The sequence below is a fragment of the Luteimonas deserti genome (genome assembly GCF_013425765.1).
Lineage (GTDB): Bacteria > Pseudomonadota > Gammaproteobacteria > Xanthomonadales > Xanthomonadaceae > Luteimonas > Luteimonas deserti.
Genome location: NZ_JACCJZ010000008.1, coordinates 42,433 through 57,620, shown reverse-complemented (window position 1 = coordinate 57,620; position 15,188 = coordinate 42,433). Strand labels below are relative to the sequence as shown.

Below are 15,188 nucleotides of genomic sequence, written 5' to 3'. Positions count from 1 at the left end.
ACTCACTGCAGGTGCCGCAGCGACGCGGGTGGGCGATCGCCGCGCAGGAATGCGCGCATCGTCAGGGCGATCGGCTCGCGGCCGGCAGCCTCGAGGACCTCCAGCGCACGGGCATCGGTATCCAGGCCCGAGAATGCCGGACCGGCAGCGTCCACCGGCGCCTCCGCCCAGGCCATGCGCCAGTGGGAAAGCAACGGCGTGTCCCGCTCGGTTCGGGTCACCAGCTGCACTTCGCAATGCCGCGGGTCGACGCTGATCCGGGCGAACAGTGCGTCGACATCGGGCGCCGGCCCTTCGAGCAGCTGCATGAACAGTCCGTCGCGCATCAACAGCATGCCGCTGATCCCACGCCGCGCGTTGCGCGAGCGCGATTCCAGCAGCAGCCGGATCATGTCGGCCGTGGTGAACTCGTAGAGCTGGCCGCTGCGGTAGAGGAGCTGCCGGATCATGCGGCCGGGGACGATGTGGCTAGAGGGTCCATTTCACCTCGGGATGCCCGCGCAGCGCGGCATGGGCCGCATCGTACTGCTCGCGCGAGTCGGCCCGGATGTCGAGCTTGATCGAAACGTAGCGCCCGCCGCTGGAGGCGCGCGTACTCACGGTCTCGTACAGCACGTGGATACCGGCGGCGGTGAGGAGCTTCGGAATCTCCACGTCGAGGCCCGCATCGGCGGGGCCCATCGCAGTGAGCTCGAAGACACCGGGAAACTGGAAGCCGTGATCGGGGTTGTCGGAGGTGATGTCCATCGGCCGATTATCGGGCCGGCAGGCCGCGAACCCAAGTCACCCGGGCATTCGCCGTGAGCGTGACGTACTCTCCGCGGCGGGAAACGGGGAAACACGGATGTCGATCTATGCATTGAAGGGGCGCTTCCAGGCGCTGCTTCGGCCCGCGGTGAGCCGCCTCCACGGCGCCGGCGCGACGGCCAACCAGGTGACGGTGACCGCGGCGCTGGTGTCGCTCGCGGTGGCGTGGGTGGTCTACCGGCATGCCCCGACGCATCCGGCGCTGTATGCGCTGCTGCCGCTGTGGATGCTGCTGCGCATGGCCCTGAACGCGATCGACGGCATGCTGGCGCGCGAGTTCGGCCAGCAATCCAGGCTCGGCGCCTATCTCAACGAGCTGGGGGACGTGGTCGCCGACAGCGCGCTGTTCCTGGCACTGCTCGGCGTGCCGGGTGTGCCGCCGGTGCTGGTCTGGGCCCTCGTGGTCACCGCGCTGCTGACCGAATACGCCGGCGTGCTCGGCGTGCCGGTGGGCGCCAGCCGGCGCTACGACGGGCCGATGGGCAAGAGCGATCGCGCGTTCGTGATCGGCGCGCTCGGCCTGGCGCTTGCGCCGGGCTGGGTGGGCGCGGGCGCGGCGGGGGGTGTGCTGGCGGCAATGAGCGTGCTGTGCGCGGTCACGGTCTGGCGCCGGGTGGCCAGGGGACTCGACGAGGCGCGACGCGCCGGGGGACAGAATCGCAATGCGTGACCATGTGGAACTCCGATTTCCGGCCCATGACGGCCAGCCGCTGTTCTACCGGCACTGGCCGGCGAGCGGCGCCCCGCGCGGCGCGATCGTACTGCTGCACCGGGGTCACGAGCATTCCGGGCGTGTGGCGCATCTGGCCGACGAGCTCGACATGCCCGGCTACGACGTCTTCGCCTGGGATGCGCGTGGCAACGGCCGCTCGCCGGGCACGCGCGGCGATGCCGACGGCGTGGCCGAACTGGTCCGCGACCTCGACGCCTTCGTGGCCTGGATCGGCACCACCCACCATGTGCCGGTCGAGCAGGTGGCCGTGATCGCGCAGAGCGTGGGCGCGGTGATCGCGGCCACCTGGGTCCACGACCACGCACCGCGCCTGCGCGCGCTGGTGCTGGCCTCGCCGGCCTTCAAGGTCAAGCTGTACGTCCCGCTGGCACGTCCCGCGCTGGCCCTGATGCAGCGGCTGCGTGGCAATTTCTTCGTCAACAGTTACGTCAAGCCGCAGTTCCTGACCCACGATCCGGCACGCATCGACAGCTACCGGAGCGACCCGCTGATCACCCGGCCGATTTCGGTGCGCCTGCTGCTGGACCTGCACGCCACCGCCGCCCGCGTGGTCGCCGATGCCGCGGCGATCGGCGTGCCGACCCAGCTGCTGGTCTCGGGCGCGGACTTCGTTGTCCACCGGGCGCCGCAGGACCGGTTCTTCGAGCGGCTGGGCGCGCGGGTCAAGGAGCGCCACCTGCTGCCGGGGTTCTTCCACGACACCCTGGGCGAGCGCGACCGCGCACCGGCGGTGGCCATGATCCGCGGCTTCCTCGAGGCGCGCTTCGCGGCTCCTGCACCGGAGCTGGCCTCGCACCTGGGCGCGCATCGCCACGGCGTCACCTTCGACGAGGCCCAGGTGCTCGCCTGGCCGCCGCAGCGGTGGTCGCTGGAGGACCTGCGCTGGCGCGGCGTGCGGGCCGGCCTGCGCCTGGGCGGGCGCCTGTCGGCCGGCATCCGCCTGGGCCTCGACACCGGCTTCGATTCCGGCAGCACGCTGGACTACATCTACGAGGACAGCGCACGGGGCCGCGGGCCGCTCGGGCGGATGGTCGACCGCAACTACCTCGACGCGATCGGCTGGCGCGGCATCCGCGTGCGGCGCACGCACATCCGCGAGCTGCTGGCGCTGGCGATGCGCCGGCTGCGCGACGCCGGCCAGCCGGTGGTCGCGGTGGACATCGCCGCGGGCCACGGACGCTATGCACTGGAGGCGCTCGCCGGCGGCGAGGCACGTGCCGACCGCATCCTGCTGCGCGACTACAGTCCGTTGAACGTCGACAAGGGCCGCGCGCTGATCGCGACGCTCGGCGCGGACGACATCGCCCGCTTCGAACCGGGTGACGCGTTCGACCGGGAGGACCTGGCCGCGCTGCAGCCGGCGCCCACCGTGGCGATCGTCTCCGGGCTGTACGAGCTGTTTCCGGACAACGACCGCGTGCGCGCGTCGCTGCAGGGCCTGGCCGACGCCATGCCCGCCGGCAGCTACCTCGTGTACACCGGCCAGCCCTGGCATCCGCAGCTGGAGTTCATCGCCCGCGCACTCACCAGCCACCGCGGCGGCGCGGCGTGGGTAATGCGCCGGCGCATCCAGGCCGAGATGGACGAACTGGTCGCCGCCGCGGGCTTCCGCAAGCTCGAGCAGCGGATCGATCGCTGGGGCATCTTCACCGTGTCGCTGGCCCAGCGCGTGGCCGACGCACCCGCATGAGCGGCGGCCGGCCCTGGGGACGCGCGGCGGCGTGGCTGGCCGTACTCGGCCCGTTCTTCTACGCGAGCTACGGCTTCGCCAACGCGATGGCGGCGCGGCGTGGCGACGTGCCGAGCATCGTGTTCGGCTGGGAGCACGCGGTGCCGTTCATGGCCTGGACGATCGTGCCGTACTGGACCACGAACCTGTTCTACGCGGCGTCGCTCTTCCTGTGCCGCGACCGCGCCGAACTCGACACCCACGCCCTGCGCCTGCTCAGCGTGCAGGTGCTGGCGGTGGCCTGCTTCCTGGCCTGGCCGCTGGCGTTCTCGTTCGTCCGGCCACCCGTCACGGGCGTGCTGGGCGCGATGTTTGCCGCACTGGAGGGCTTCGACCGGCCCTACAACCAGGCCCCGTCCCTGCATATCGCCCTCACGGTGATCCTGTGGACGCTGTACGGGCGCCACCTGCGCGGTGCGTGGCGGATCGCGCTGCATGCCTGGTTCCTGCTGGTCTGCGCCTCGGTGCTGACCACTTGGCAACACCATTTCATCGACATCCCGACCGGGCTCGCCGCCGGCTGGCTCTGCGTGTGGCTGTGGCCGCGCGCCGCGACGCCGCCGATGCGTGCCGTGCGGCTGGCGGCGGACCCCGCGCGCTGGCGCCTGGCCGCCCTCTACGCGCTCGGCGCCGTCGCCTGCGCGGCGCTCGGCACACGGGGCGGGGGCGTCTGGCTCTGGGCCTGGTGGCCCGCCTTGTCGCTGGGCCTGGTGGCCATGCATTACGCACTGTTCGGCGCGGCGGGCTTCCAGAAGCGCGCCGACGGCCGGCTGAGCCTCGCCAGCCGCTGGCTGCTGGCGCCCTACCTCGCGGCGGCATGGCTCAACTCGCGGTTGTGGACCTGGCGTGCGCCCGCACCGGTGCATGTGCTCGAAGGCGTCCATCTGGGGCGCATCCCGTCCCGCGAGGCGCGCGGCCACGACACGATCGTGGACGTCTGCGCCGAGCTGTCGCTGCCGGGCGGGGCGCGCGCGCACGACCGCATCGTGCCGATGCTGGACCTGGTGGCGCCGGAGCCCGATGTGCTGCGCGCCGCCGCCGCAGCGATCGAAGGTGCGCGGGGCGCCGGTGCGGTCCGGGTGTGCTGCGCGCTGGGCTATTCGCGCAGCGCCCTGGCGGTCGCCGCCTGGCTGCTGCTGGGCGGCCGCGCGGCGACGCCCGAGGCCGCGGTGGCCATCGTGCGCGCGGCGCGGCCGCAGATCGTGCTGCGCGCGGCCCACATGCGGGCGTTGCAGGCGCTCGTGGCAGCGCCCACCGCGGGTGCCCCCTTGGCCTCACGGACGCCGGCGGCGTGATCGCGGGCCGGCCCTTCGATTTCGTGGTGATGGCGGCGCTGCTGCGCCAGGGGCGCCGGGCCGATGCCATCTCGGCGGGCTTGGCTGCGCTGGCCGCCCTGTGGCTGCTCGCCGCGAGCCTGCACACGATGGCCACGCCGGTCGCCGTCCTGCTCGCCGCGAGCCTGGCGCTCTACCTCTGGCAGGCCTATTGCGCCACCCGCACCGCGCTGGATGCCGAGCTGCTGCAGGCCCTCGCCACCACGCCCGCAGGCGACGATCCCGCCGCGACACTCGATGCCAGCCTGTGCGCGCTCGGACTGCAGGCCGCCGACCGCGGCGGCCGCGACTGGGCCGCACGCTGGCGCGGTGCACGCGGCTGGCTGCGCCGCCAGCTGGTGGCGACGGCCGGCCAGGCCGTGCTGCTGGGCCTGGCCGGGGGCTGGGCGGTGGTCCACGGAGGAACCGGCTGATGTTCGATGCCCTGCTCGCCCGTGGCTTCAGTGCCGCGATCCGCGTACTGACCGGCGCGCGCGCACTGTGGGACGGCTGCGCGCCCTCGGCCGATCGCCGCGTGTATTACGGCAACCATGCCAGCCACGGCGATTTCGTGATGATCTGGTCGGCCCTGCCGCCGGCGCTGCGTCGCGACGTGCGTCCGGTCGCGGGCGCCGACTACTGGAACCGCGATGCGCTGCGCCGCTATCTGATCCATTCGGTGTTCCGCGGCGTGCTGATCGAGCGCGATCCCGCCGCGCGCAGCGAGGATCCGGTGCAGACCCTGTGCACCGCGGTCGACGGGGGCGCCTCGCTGATCCTGTTTCCCGAAGGCACGCGCAATACCGGCGACGGCCTGCTGCCCTTCAAGAGCGGCATCTATCACCTCGCCCGCCAGCGCCCGGAGCTGGAATTCGTGCCGGTCTGGCTCGACAACCTGCGCCGGGTGATGCCCAAGGGCCGCCTGATCCCGCTTCCGTTGCTGTGCACCGCGCGTTTCGGCGCGCCGCTGCGGCTGCGCGCGGGCGAGGACAAGGCCGCCTTTCTCGACCGCACCCGGGACGCGCTGCTCGCGCTGGCCGACGACGACACCGGAGCAGGCCGATGACGACCTGGCTGACCGGCCTGCCCGACACCGCGCTGCTGTTCGGCGGCATCGGCATCGTTCTGCTGCTGGCCACGGCGGTGGCCGAGACCCTGCGCTGGCGCGCGGGCGGTCCCAGTGCGGTGCTCGACAACCTCACCGCGCGCATCCGCGCCTGGTGGGTGATGGCCGCCATCGTCGGCCTGTCCTTTCTCGGCGGACGCACCGGCGTGATCGTGCTCTTCGCGCTGGTGTCGCTGTTCGCGCTGCGCGAGTTCATCACGCTCACGCCCACCCGCGGCGGCGACTACTACGCGCTGCTCGCGGCGTTCTACATCGTGCTGCCCTACCAGTACTGGCTGGTGCACATCGACTGGTACGGCATGTACACCCTGCTGATCCCGGTCTACGCGTTCCTGCTGCTGCCGATCCTGGCCACCATCGGCGGCGACACCACGCGCTATCTCGAGCGCATGGCGAAGGTGCAGTGGGGACTGATGATCAGCGTGTTCTGCATCTCCCACGTGCCCGCGCTGCTCAACCTGCGCATCGAAGGTTTCGAGCAGCGCAACCTGCTGCTGATCGCCTTCCTGGTGATCGTGGTGCAGTCGTCCGACGTGCTGCAGTACGTCTGGGGCAAGCTGCTCGGGCGCAGGCGGATCGCGCCGCTGCTGTCGCCGTCGAAAACCGTCGAGGGCTTCATCGGCGGCGTGGCGTCGGCGTCACTGCTCGGCGCGGCGCTGTGGTGGATCACCCCGTTCTCGCCCTGGCAGGCGGGCCTGATCGCGCTGGTGGTGAACCTGATGGGATTCTTCGGTGGCCTGGTGATGTCGGCGATCAAGCGCGATCGCGGCATCAAGGACTGGGGCCACATGATCGAGGGCCACGGCGGCATGCTCGACCGGCTGGATTCGGTGTGCTTCGCCGCGCCGGTGTTCTTCCACATCACTGCCTACTGGTGGGCCTGAGCCCCGACGCCACCGTCTCGGCAGGCCGGTCTGGACGGCCACCCGCGACCGGCGGCCGCGGGCTCAGGTCGGCCTCAGGACTTCCACCACATCAGGAACTCGTGCCACAGGCGCTTGAAGAAGCCGGCCTCCTCGACCGCTTCCAGCGCGACCAGGGGGCGCTCGGCGATCACCTCGCCGTCCAGCTCGACGCGCACGGTGCCGATCTGCTGGCCCTTCTCGATCGGCGCGACCAGGGTCTGCGGAATGTCCATCGACGGCTTGAGCTGCGCGTATTTGCCGCGCGGCATCGACACCAGCATCGGCTCGGCGACGCCCAGTTGCACCTCGTTGACCTTGCCCTTCCAGACCTGCTGGGTGGACACCGCCTTGTCGGCGTCGTACACGGCGTGGGTCTCGAAGAAGCGGAAGCCCCAGTTCAGCAGCGCCAGCGAATCGGTGGCGCGCTGCGCCTCGCTGGTCGAGCCCATCACCACGGTGATCAGGCGCTGGTCGCCGCGCTGCGCCGAGGCCATCAGGCAGTAGCCGGCGCCGGAATGGTGGCCGGTCTTGATGCCGTCGACGCTGTCGTCGCGCCACAGCAGGCGGTTGCGGTTGTGCTGGGTGATCGGGCCGACGGTGAACTCGCGGATCTTGTTGTGGGCGTATTCCTCGGGAAAATCGCGCACCATCGCCCGCCCCATCACCGCGAGGTCGCGCGCGGTCGAATAATGCTCGGGGCCGGACAGGCCGGTGGCGTTGGTGAAGTTGGTGTTCTTCATGCCGATGCGCTTGCCGTAGGCCGTCATCAGCTGGGCGAAGGCCTCCTCGCTGCCGGCCACGTGTTCGGCCAGGGCGATCGCGGCGTCGTTGCCCGACTGCACCACCATCGCGATCTCCATGTCCAGCAGGCGCGCGCGCTGGTTCACCGGAAACCCGCTGTAGCTGCCGTCGGTGCCGGCGCCGCCCTTGCGCCAGGCGTTCTCGCTCATCAGCACCTGGTCGTCGACGCTGATCTTGCCGGCGGCCAGTTCGGCGGCCACCACGTAGCTGGTCATCACTTTGGTGATGCTGGCCGGCTCGACCCGCTCGTCGATGTTCTCGCCGGCCAGGATCTGGCCGGTGGCGTAATCCATCACCAGCCAGGCCGTGCCGGTGATCGCGGGCGGCGGCGGGGTCGGCAGTTCATCGCTCAGCGCGGCCGCGGCACCGGCCGGCGCGGCGGGCGTCGGCCCGGCCGGGCGCGGGGTCGGCGCAGGGTCCTGGGCCACGGCGATTCCCACCGTGCCGGTGGCCAGCGCGGCCAGCAGCATGCGCGAAACGACAACAGACAGGTTCATCGGGTACAGCACTCCGGAAAGCCGGCCGCGTGAGCCGACGGATATGGGGATGGAATCAGTCGCGCACGACGGTGGGCGCGCCGAAGCCGAGCCCGGCGACGCGGCTGGACAGCTCCGCGACGCGGGCGGCGTCGACCGGTCCCACTCGCAGGCGCCAGACCGGTTTACCGGCCGACGAGCCGTCGTGCAGCTGCGCGGCGGTGATGCCGGCGCCGCGCAGGGTGGCCAAGGCACGTTCGGCATTGGCGCGCGCACCGAAGGCCGCGACCTGCAGGGTCACGCCACCGGCCGCAGCGACGATGGCCGGCGCGGTCTGCGATGCCGCCGGCGACGTGCCGCTGCTCGCTGCCGGAGTCGACGCCAGCGGCGCTGCCGCGCCGGAGACAGGATCGATCGGCACCTGGCGCCCGTTCTCGAGCTTCAAGCCACGCGCGGCCAGCCATGCGTCGAAGTCGTCGGCGGTCATGACCCGGCCGTTCTGGTACATGTTGAAGCGTCCGTCGGCGGCACTGGCGCCCGCAGGCGACGGCGCCGGGCGCTCGCTCGCATGGGCGGTGCCGAGCGGCAGATGCTCGACGATGGTATCGATCGCGCTGGCCGCAGCGCTGGGCTGCGCCGCCGGCGGCGCCACCGCAGCGGCGGCCCGGCCACGACGCGACCGGACAGGTGTCGCCGCGACGGCCGTGCTCGCCGTCGGGGCCGCAGCGGCCGGCGTGGCCGCCACGGCGTCCCAGGTCTGCCGCGCGCTCTCGCCCGGACTCAGTGCACGCACCTCGACCCGCCCGGTGCCGCGCGGATGGATGCCGATCTTCACCGCCGCGGCGTAGCTGAGATCGACCACCCGCCCTTCGTGGAACGGACCGCGATCGTTGACCCGGACCACCACCGACTGCCCGGTATCGAGATTGGTCACGCGGGCGAAGCTGGGCAGCGGCAGCGACTTGTGCGCCGCGGTGAACGCGTACATGTCGTAGACCTCGCGGTTGGAGGTCAGGCGACCATGGAACTTGGCGCCGTAGTAGGACGCGGTGCCGGTCTCGGCGAATTCGCTGTGGTCGTCGAGCACGTGATAGGTCTTGCCCAGCACCTGGTAGGGGCTGCGGTTGCCGACCGGCGATCGGGGGAGGTCGACGACATCCGGCTCGGGGATCAGATCCACATTCGGCAGATAGTCGGGCAGGCTGTCGGGCACGCCCGGGCGGTACAGCCCGCCGGCGGTGTAGTGGCCGCGTGTGCTGGGATCTTCCTGGGCCGGCGCGTAAGGCGAGACCCGACGCTGAGCGGGCGTCGCCGGCGTGCCGCCCGCAGGTGGCGTGCCCACGCGCTGCGCGCTGCCCGGGTCGGGCTTCCTCGGCGAACCGGCGCAACCGGCGAGCAGGGCCACCGCCGCCAGCGGCAGCAGCCAGCGCATCAACGCTGGGCTCCCGCCCGGATGGCCTGGGCGAGCTGGTGCACCGACAGCGAATACATCGGCGAGCGGTTGTAGCGGGTGATCACATAGAAGTTGCGGTAGGCCAGCCAGTACTCCATGCCGCTGCTGCCGTCGAGCGAGAGCAGGGTCGCGCCCGGGGCCACGGGCTCGCCGGGCTGCGGGGTGTAGCCCCGAGCGGCGAGGTCGGCCAACGGATACACCGGCTCCCAGTTCTCCGGCTTGAAGTCCGCGGCGCCTTCGGCGCGCTGCGCGCGTGCGACCACCGGCCCGCCGCGTTCCCAGCCGTGCACCACGAAATAGTTCGCGATCGAGGCGAACACGTCCGGCGTATGCGTGAGCAGGTCGCGGCGGCCGTCGCCGTCGCCGTCCTTCGCCCACAGCCGGTAGCTCGACGGCATGAACTGGCCCATGCCCATCGCGCCGGCGTAGCTGCCCTTGAGCTCGGTGAGCTGGAGCTGCGGCTCGGCCTTCTCGAGCGCGAACAGCTGCGCCAGCTCGCCGGCGAAGAACGGCGCGCGCGGCGGATAGTCGAACGCCAGGGTGTAGAGCGCGTCGAGCACCTTCCACGTACCCGTGACCCGGCCGTAGCTCGTTTCGACGCCGATGATCGCGACGATGTATTCGGCCGGCACGCCGGTCTCGGCGGCCACCCTGTCGAGCGCCGCGCGGTGTTCGCGGTAGAACGCCACGCCACCGTTGATGCGCGCGTCGTTGATGAAGATCGGCCGGTAGTCGCGCCACGGCCGCACGGCCTCGGCGGGCCGGCTGATCGCATCGAGGATGCGCTGCTGCACCGTGGCCTGGGCGAGCACACGGCGCACGTGCGCCGGGTCCACGCCGTAGGTCTGCGCGGTGTAGGCGACGAAGTTGTCGACGCGCTGGGCGCGCGGGATCGACGCATCGGTCACCGAGGGCGGCGCCACCGGACGCTCCGCCGGCTGCGGCACCGGCGGCAACAGCGCGCCTTGCGGCCGCTCCGGTTCGGGCAACGGGCGCACGGCCTGTGCCTCGCCGGTCTGGGCGTCGGTCGGGTTGACGGGGGTCGCGCAGGCCGCAAACGCAAGCGGCAGCACGGCAAGGGTCAGTCGCAGGTACGGGCGTCGGCTCATCGGCGGCGAGGTTAGCACGCGTGTCGCGGGCGCCGAACCCGCGCGCGGCGCCTGATTGCAGGCCCGGTCAGCGACGACGGCGTGCGCTGGCCTGCACCGACATCACGACGCCGAAGCCCGCGAGCAACGAGACCGCGGCGGTGCCGCCGAAGCTCAGCAGCGGCATCGGCACGCCGACCACCGGCAGCAGGCCGGAGATCATCCCGCCGTTGACGATCACGTAGACCGACAGCGCCAGCCCCAGGCTGCCGACCAGCAGACGCGAGAAGCCATCGCGGGCCTCGCTCGCGATCCACAGGCAACGCCCCACGATGAAGAGATACAGCCCCAGGGTGACCGCGACGCCGATCCAGCCGAACTCCTCGCTCAGGACCGCGAAGATGAAGTCGGTGGTGTGCTCGGGCACGTAGTTGAGATGCGACTGCGAGCCGCGGCCCCAGCCCTGCCCCGCCATGCCGCCGGCGCCGATCGCGATCTTGGACTGGATGATGTTCCAGCCCTCGCCGAGCGGGTCCGACTCGGGATCGAGAAACATCATGATCCGCGCCTTCTGGTAGGGCTGCAGGTACCAGAGCCAGGCCGCCGGCGCGAGCAGTGCGAACGAGGCCGCGCCGCCGGCGAACCACCACCACGACAGCCCCGCCAGATACAGCGCGAACGCGCCGCCCGAGGCGACGAGGACCGCGGTGCCGAGATCGGGCTGGAGCAGGATCAGGCCGGTCGGCACGCCGATGATCAGCGCCGCCACCGCCAGCGTGTCCAGCCGTGGCGGGGTCGGGCGCTGGCCGAGCCACCAGGCCGCCATCATCGGCAGCGACAGCTTCATCAGTTCCGCCGGCTGCACGTAGACCACGCCGAGATTGAGCCAGTGCTGGCCGCTGCGCCCGGTGCCCATGAACAGCACCGCCGCCAGCGGCAGCAGCGAGGCCGCGTAGGCCAGGGGTGTGAAGCGGCGCAGCTGCACCACAGGCACCCGCGACAGCAGCCACATCGCCACCAGCCCCACGCCGAAGCGGCTCGCCTGCGAGGCGACGAAGACCGGGTTCTGTCCGCCGGCGCTGTGCAGCACGGCCAGGCCGATCACCATCAGGGCGACCAGTGCGCCCAGCAGCGGCCAGTCGATCGTACGCGCGAAGCGCAGCCACAGATCCAGCAGCCAGCGCAGGATGGTCTTCATCGCGCCATCCCGCCGCCCACCGGCACATCGCTGACCGAATGCAGCCGCGCCGGCGCGACCACGCGCACGTGATCGACCACGCTGTCGAAGGACACGTCGCGGCGCAGCGCGGCCTGCGGACCGGCCGCCGCCACCGCGGCCGGCGCTCCGGTCGCCGGGTCGATCTCGACCTCGGGCATGACCCCGAGCAGCCAGGCATCGAAGATCTTGCGCGCGATCGGCGCGGCGGTGGTGCCGCCGTAACCGCCGTGTTCGACCACCACCGCGATCGCGATCTCCGGCGCCTCCGCTGGCGCGTAGCCGACGAACAGCGCCTGATGGCGCAGGTGGTAGGGCAGGTTGCGCGGGTCCATGCTCGCGCTGCCGCGGCGGCTCACCCGTTGCGCGGTGCCGGTCTTGCCGGCCATGCGGTACTCCGCGCCGATCGCCATGCGCGTGGCGGTGCCGCGGCCGTGGATGGTGTTGACCATCCCTTCCTGCACCGCGCGCAGATGGGCGGGGTTGTCGGTGATGCGCGTGGGCGCCGGCCGCGCGACCGCGCGCCACGGCGCGTCGAAGCCGTCGCGCCGTTCGGCGGCGATGTGCAACGTGTGCAGATCGCCTCCGCTGGCGATCGCCGCGGTGCCGCGCGCGAGCTGCAACGCGGTCGCGATCCAGTAGCCCTGGCCGATGCCGGCGATGACCGTCTCACCCGCGTACCACGGCTCGCGCGAACGCGAGGCCTTGTAGCGCGGTGACGGCACGATGCCCGCGGTCTCGCCGAGCAGGTCGATGCCGGTGGGCTGGCCGAAGCCGTAGCGGGTCATGTACTGGTCGAAACGCTCGATGCCCATCTCGTAGGCGAGCTGGTAGTAGTAGTAATTGATCGAGCGCGAGATCGAGTCGCGCAGATCGGTCCAGCCGGCCCCGCGCCCGGCGTCGCGGTAGCCGCGGCGCTGTCCGGGAATGAAGAACTCGCCGGTCGAGAACACCCGCGATTCGGGCGTGCGCAGCCCGCTGTCGACACCCGCCAGCGCGACCAGGGGCTTGATCGTCGAGCCCGGCGGCCCGCCACCGAGCACGTTGCGGTTGAACAGCGGCCGCGCCGGATCGTCCATCAGGCGGCGGTAGTCGGTGTGCGAGATGCCGTTGACGAACAGGTTGGGGTCGAAGCTGGGCAGGCTGACCATGCCGAGGATGTCGCCGGTGGCCGGCTCCACCGCGACCGCCGAGCCGTGCAGCCCGCCGAAGGCGAGCACCATCGCACGCTGCAGGTCGGCGTCCACGCTCAGGCGCAGGTCGGTGCCGGCGGTCGCGGCCTGCAGCCCGAGCCGGCGCAGCGCGCGGCCCTCGACGTTCGTCTCCACCTGCTCGTACCCGATCTGGCCGCGCAGCAGCTCGTCGTAATAGCGCTCGAGGCCCGTGCGCCCGGTCTGCGGGAACAGCAGATGGGCCTGGCCGTAGCGGTCGACGTCGGCCTGGTCGGTGCGGCCGACATAGCCGACCACGTGTGCGAACAGGTCGCCGTAGGGATAGTGGCGGTTGAGGTAGGGCACCACCTCGACCCCGGGAAAGCGCCAGCGGTCGATGGCGAAGCGCGCCATCTCGTCCTCGCTCAGCCGCAGCTTCAGGGTGACCGCGCGGAAACTGCGCTGGGCACGGCGCTCACGCTCGAACCGGGCCACATCCTCGGGCGACAGCGCGACGATGCTCGCCAGCCCGGCGACGAGCGCACGCATGTCGCCGGCCTCTTCCGGGGTCACGTCCAGGCGGTAGGCCTGCTCGTTCTCGGCCAGGATGCGGCCCTTGCGGTCGAGGATCAGTCCGCGCCCCGGCACCACCGGCCGCGGCTTGATGCGGTTCGCCTCCGAACGCTTGGCGTAGATGTCGTGGTCGATCACCTGCAGCTTGAAGTACCAGCCGCCGAGCACGCACAGCGCCAGCACCACGCCGCCCAGCCCGATCAGCGCACGCCGACGGAAGCCCGCGGCCTCGCCGGCGGGGTCGCGGATGTCGCTGCGGCGGTGGCGCCTGGCCATGCGGTCGCCCGGGCCTCAGGTCCGGCGCCCGAAACGCAGCGCGTCCATCACCAGGTACAGCGGCGCCCACAGCAGCATGCCCAGCAGCGGCGCCAGCCACCAGGTCCAGGGCAATTGCGGCACGCCGAGCGCCAGGTGGATGGCGGCGCTGACGACGCGATCGTTGAGCAGCAGCCCGCCGATCGCCAGTGCCTGTTGGGCCATCGGGAAGAACCGCAGCTGGGTGCGGAAGCGCTGCAGGATGAAGGTCATCACCACCAGCCGCAGGGCCTGCTCGCCGAGCAGCCCGCCGAACGCGAGATCGGCGACCAGACCGACGCCGAAGGCCACACCGAGACCGGCCCGGTCGGGGTCTTCGATCACCCAGTAGGCGACCACCAGCGCCAGCCAGTACGGGCGATACGGCTGCAAGCCGGCCGGCAAGGGCAACAGGCCCAGCAGCAGGGCCAGCACGATGCTCACCGGCAGCACCCAGCGCTTGCGGCGACGGCTCATCGCACGGGCTCCGGGGAGTCCACGGGTGCAGGCGACGGTCCGGCGTCGGCGGGGGGCGTGGCGTTGGCGGGCGTCGCGTCCGCCGCCTCGCCGGTGTCCCGGTTGGCGGCTTCATCCGCCGCCGCACGGGCCGCGGCTTCGCGTTCGGCGGCCGCGGCTTCGAGATCGGCCGTGGTCACGGGGACCACGACATCGCGCAACAACAGCACGTCGCGGCCTCGATCGACCTGGGCCGCCGGGACCAGATCGCCGGTCAGGAAGGCGCGGCTGTCGTCGGGTTCCAGCGACTCGATCGTGCCGACCGGAAACCCGGGTGGAAACCGCCCGCCGAGGCCCGAGGTGACCAGGGTGTCCCCGACCCTCACGTCCGCCGACAACGGCACGCTCCGCAGCACCAGCCGGTCCGGCCGGCCGCTGCCGTAGACCACCAGACGCACCCCGTTGCGCGACACGATCACCGGCACCGCGTGGTCGAGATCGGTCAGCAGCAGCACCGTGGCCGTGGTGGGAGTGACCGCGATCACCTGCCCCAGCAGGCCGCCGGCGTCGATCACGCCCTGGCCCTCGCGCACGCCGTTGCGCCGCCCGGCATCGAGCAGCAGCCGCTGGCGGGTGGGGTCCTGGTCGACATCGAGGATCGGGGCCAGCTGGACATCGAGGCTGCCCTGCTCCACCGCGCCCAGCAGCTGGCGCAGGCGCGCGTTTTCGAGCGCCTCGACGCGCAGCCGGGCCTGCCCTGCAGTGAGGACCAGCAGCTCGTTGCGCAGCCGGCGGTTGTCTTCGGCCAGCAGGGTGCGGGTGGCGGCATCGTTGCGCATGCTCGAGCCGATGCGCGACGGCATGCCCGCCAGCCACCACAGCGGCTGCACCGCGACACTGGCCTGGTGGCGGGCTTCCGACAGCCAGCTGCCGCGGTGGTCGAGCACCAGCAAGGCGCAGGACAGCGCCAGATAGGCCAGCAACCGCAGCGTGCCGACGACATCGCCGGGGCGTGGGGCCGGGGAGCTGGCGGAAGACGACATCTAGAAGCCGGGAGCGGAACGGGA

General features: G+C 71.9%; 15 protein-coding genes. 6 read left to right on the top strand and 9 right to left on the bottom strand.

The window, feature by feature from the left end; genetic code table 11:
• Positions 1–2: 2 nt before the first annotated feature.
• Together H0E82_RS03175 and H0E82_RS03170 are read right to left on the bottom strand one after the other, a co-directional pair.
• Positions 3–449 carry a BLUF domain-containing protein gene (locus tag H0E82_RS03175; protein WP_180543655.1) on the bottom strand — a complete coding sequence of 149 codons (447 nt, stop codon included), beginning with the start codon at positions 447–449 and terminating at the stop codon, positions 3–5.
• A 19-nt stretch (positions 450–468) separates the two neighbouring features.
• On the bottom strand, positions 469–747 hold the full coding sequence (locus H0E82_RS03170) for a DUF493 family protein (RefSeq protein WP_180543653.1): 279 nt from the start codon (positions 745–747) through the stop codon (positions 469–471).
• A gap of 97 nt (positions 748–844) precedes the next feature.
• Here H0E82_RS03170 and H0E82_RS03165 point away from each other — a divergent pair, with 97 nt between their 5' ends.
• The 6 genes from H0E82_RS03165 to H0E82_RS03140 are packed head-to-tail and all read left to right on the top strand — an operon-like array spanning position 845 to position 6,592.
• Positions 845–1,477 carry a CDP-alcohol phosphatidyltransferase family protein gene (locus tag H0E82_RS03165; protein ID WP_180543651.1) on the top strand — a complete coding sequence of 211 codons (633 nt, stop codon included), beginning with the start codon at positions 845–847 and terminating at the stop codon, positions 1,475–1,477.
• On the top strand, positions 1,470–3,230 hold the full coding sequence (locus H0E82_RS03160) for a bifunctional alpha/beta hydrolase/class I SAM-dependent methyltransferase (RefSeq protein ID WP_180543649.1): 1,761 nt from the start codon (positions 1,470–1,472) through the stop codon (positions 3,228–3,230). The genes H0E82_RS03165 and H0E82_RS03160 overlap by 8 nt, the downstream gene beginning before the upstream one ends.
• Positions 3,227–4,564: a phosphatase PAP2/dual specificity phosphatase family protein gene (locus tag H0E82_RS03155; RefSeq protein ID WP_180543647.1), complete on the top strand. Its 1,338-nt coding sequence runs from the start codon at positions 3,227–3,229 to the stop codon at positions 4,562–4,564. The genes H0E82_RS03160 and H0E82_RS03155 overlap by 4 nt, the downstream gene beginning before the upstream one ends.
• A complete protein-coding gene (locus tag H0E82_RS03150) occupies positions 4,561–5,016 on the top strand; it encodes a hypothetical protein (protein ID WP_219338388.1) in 456 nt (151 codons plus the stop codon). Before H0E82_RS03155 ends, H0E82_RS03150 begins: the two co-directional genes overlap by 4 nt.
• Positions 5,016–5,648, top strand: coding sequence for a lysophospholipid acyltransferase family protein (locus H0E82_RS03145; RefSeq protein WP_180543645.1), 633 nt, complete (start codon positions 5,016–5,018; stop codon positions 5,646–5,648). Before H0E82_RS03150 ends, H0E82_RS03145 begins: the two co-directional genes overlap by 1 nt.
• Positions 5,645–6,592 (top strand): phosphatidate cytidylyltransferase, encoded by a 948-nt coding sequence (locus H0E82_RS03140; protein WP_180543644.1) that lies wholly within the window; start codon positions 5,645–5,647, stop codon positions 6,590–6,592. The genes H0E82_RS03145 and H0E82_RS03140 overlap by 4 nt, the downstream gene beginning before the upstream one ends.
• Positions 6,593–6,666: 74 nt before the next feature.
• Here H0E82_RS03140 and H0E82_RS03135 read toward each other — a convergent pair whose 3' ends face one another.
• The 7 genes from H0E82_RS03135 to mreC form a co-directional block, all read right to left on the bottom strand.
• A complete protein-coding gene (locus H0E82_RS03135) occupies positions 6,667–7,911 on the bottom strand; it encodes a D-alanyl-D-alanine carboxypeptidase family protein (RefSeq protein ID WP_425600308.1) in 1,245 nt (414 codons plus the stop codon).
• 55 nt (positions 7,912–7,966) lie between these two features.
• Entirely contained in the window at positions 7,967–9,322 is a 1,356-nt protein-coding gene (locus tag H0E82_RS03130) for a septal ring lytic transglycosylase RlpA family protein (protein ID WP_180543642.1), read from the bottom strand.
• Positions 9,322–10,452 carry a lytic murein transglycosylase B gene (gene mltB / locus H0E82_RS03125; RefSeq protein ID WP_180543640.1) on the bottom strand — a complete coding sequence of 377 codons (1,131 nt, stop codon included), beginning with the start codon at positions 10,450–10,452 and terminating at the stop codon, positions 9,322–9,324. The genes H0E82_RS03130 and mltB overlap by 1 nt, the downstream gene beginning before the upstream one ends.
• Positions 10,453–10,519: 67 nt before the next feature.
• On the bottom strand, positions 10,520–11,629 hold the full coding sequence (gene rodA, locus H0E82_RS03120) for a rod shape-determining protein RodA (RefSeq protein WP_180543638.1): 1,110 nt from the start codon (positions 11,627–11,629) through the stop codon (positions 10,520–10,522).
• Positions 11,626–13,647, bottom strand: a complete 2,022-nt coding sequence (gene mrdA / locus H0E82_RS03115; protein WP_180543636.1) for a penicillin-binding protein 2 — start codon at positions 13,645–13,647, stop codon at positions 11,626–11,628. Before mrdA ends, rodA begins: the two co-directional genes overlap by 4 nt.
• A gap of 15 nt (positions 13,648–13,662) precedes the next feature.
• On the bottom strand, positions 13,663–14,142 hold the full coding sequence (gene mreD / locus H0E82_RS03110) for a rod shape-determining protein MreD (RefSeq protein WP_180543634.1): 480 nt from the start codon (positions 14,140–14,142) through the stop codon (positions 13,663–13,665).
• Complete coding sequence (mreC, locus tag H0E82_RS03105; RefSeq protein WP_180543632.1) at positions 14,139–15,164, bottom strand: rod shape-determining protein MreC; 1,026 nt, start codon at positions 15,162–15,164, stop codon at positions 14,139–14,141. The genes mreD and mreC overlap by 4 nt, the downstream gene beginning before the upstream one ends.
• Between the last annotated feature and the right edge of the window lie 24 nt (positions 15,165–15,188).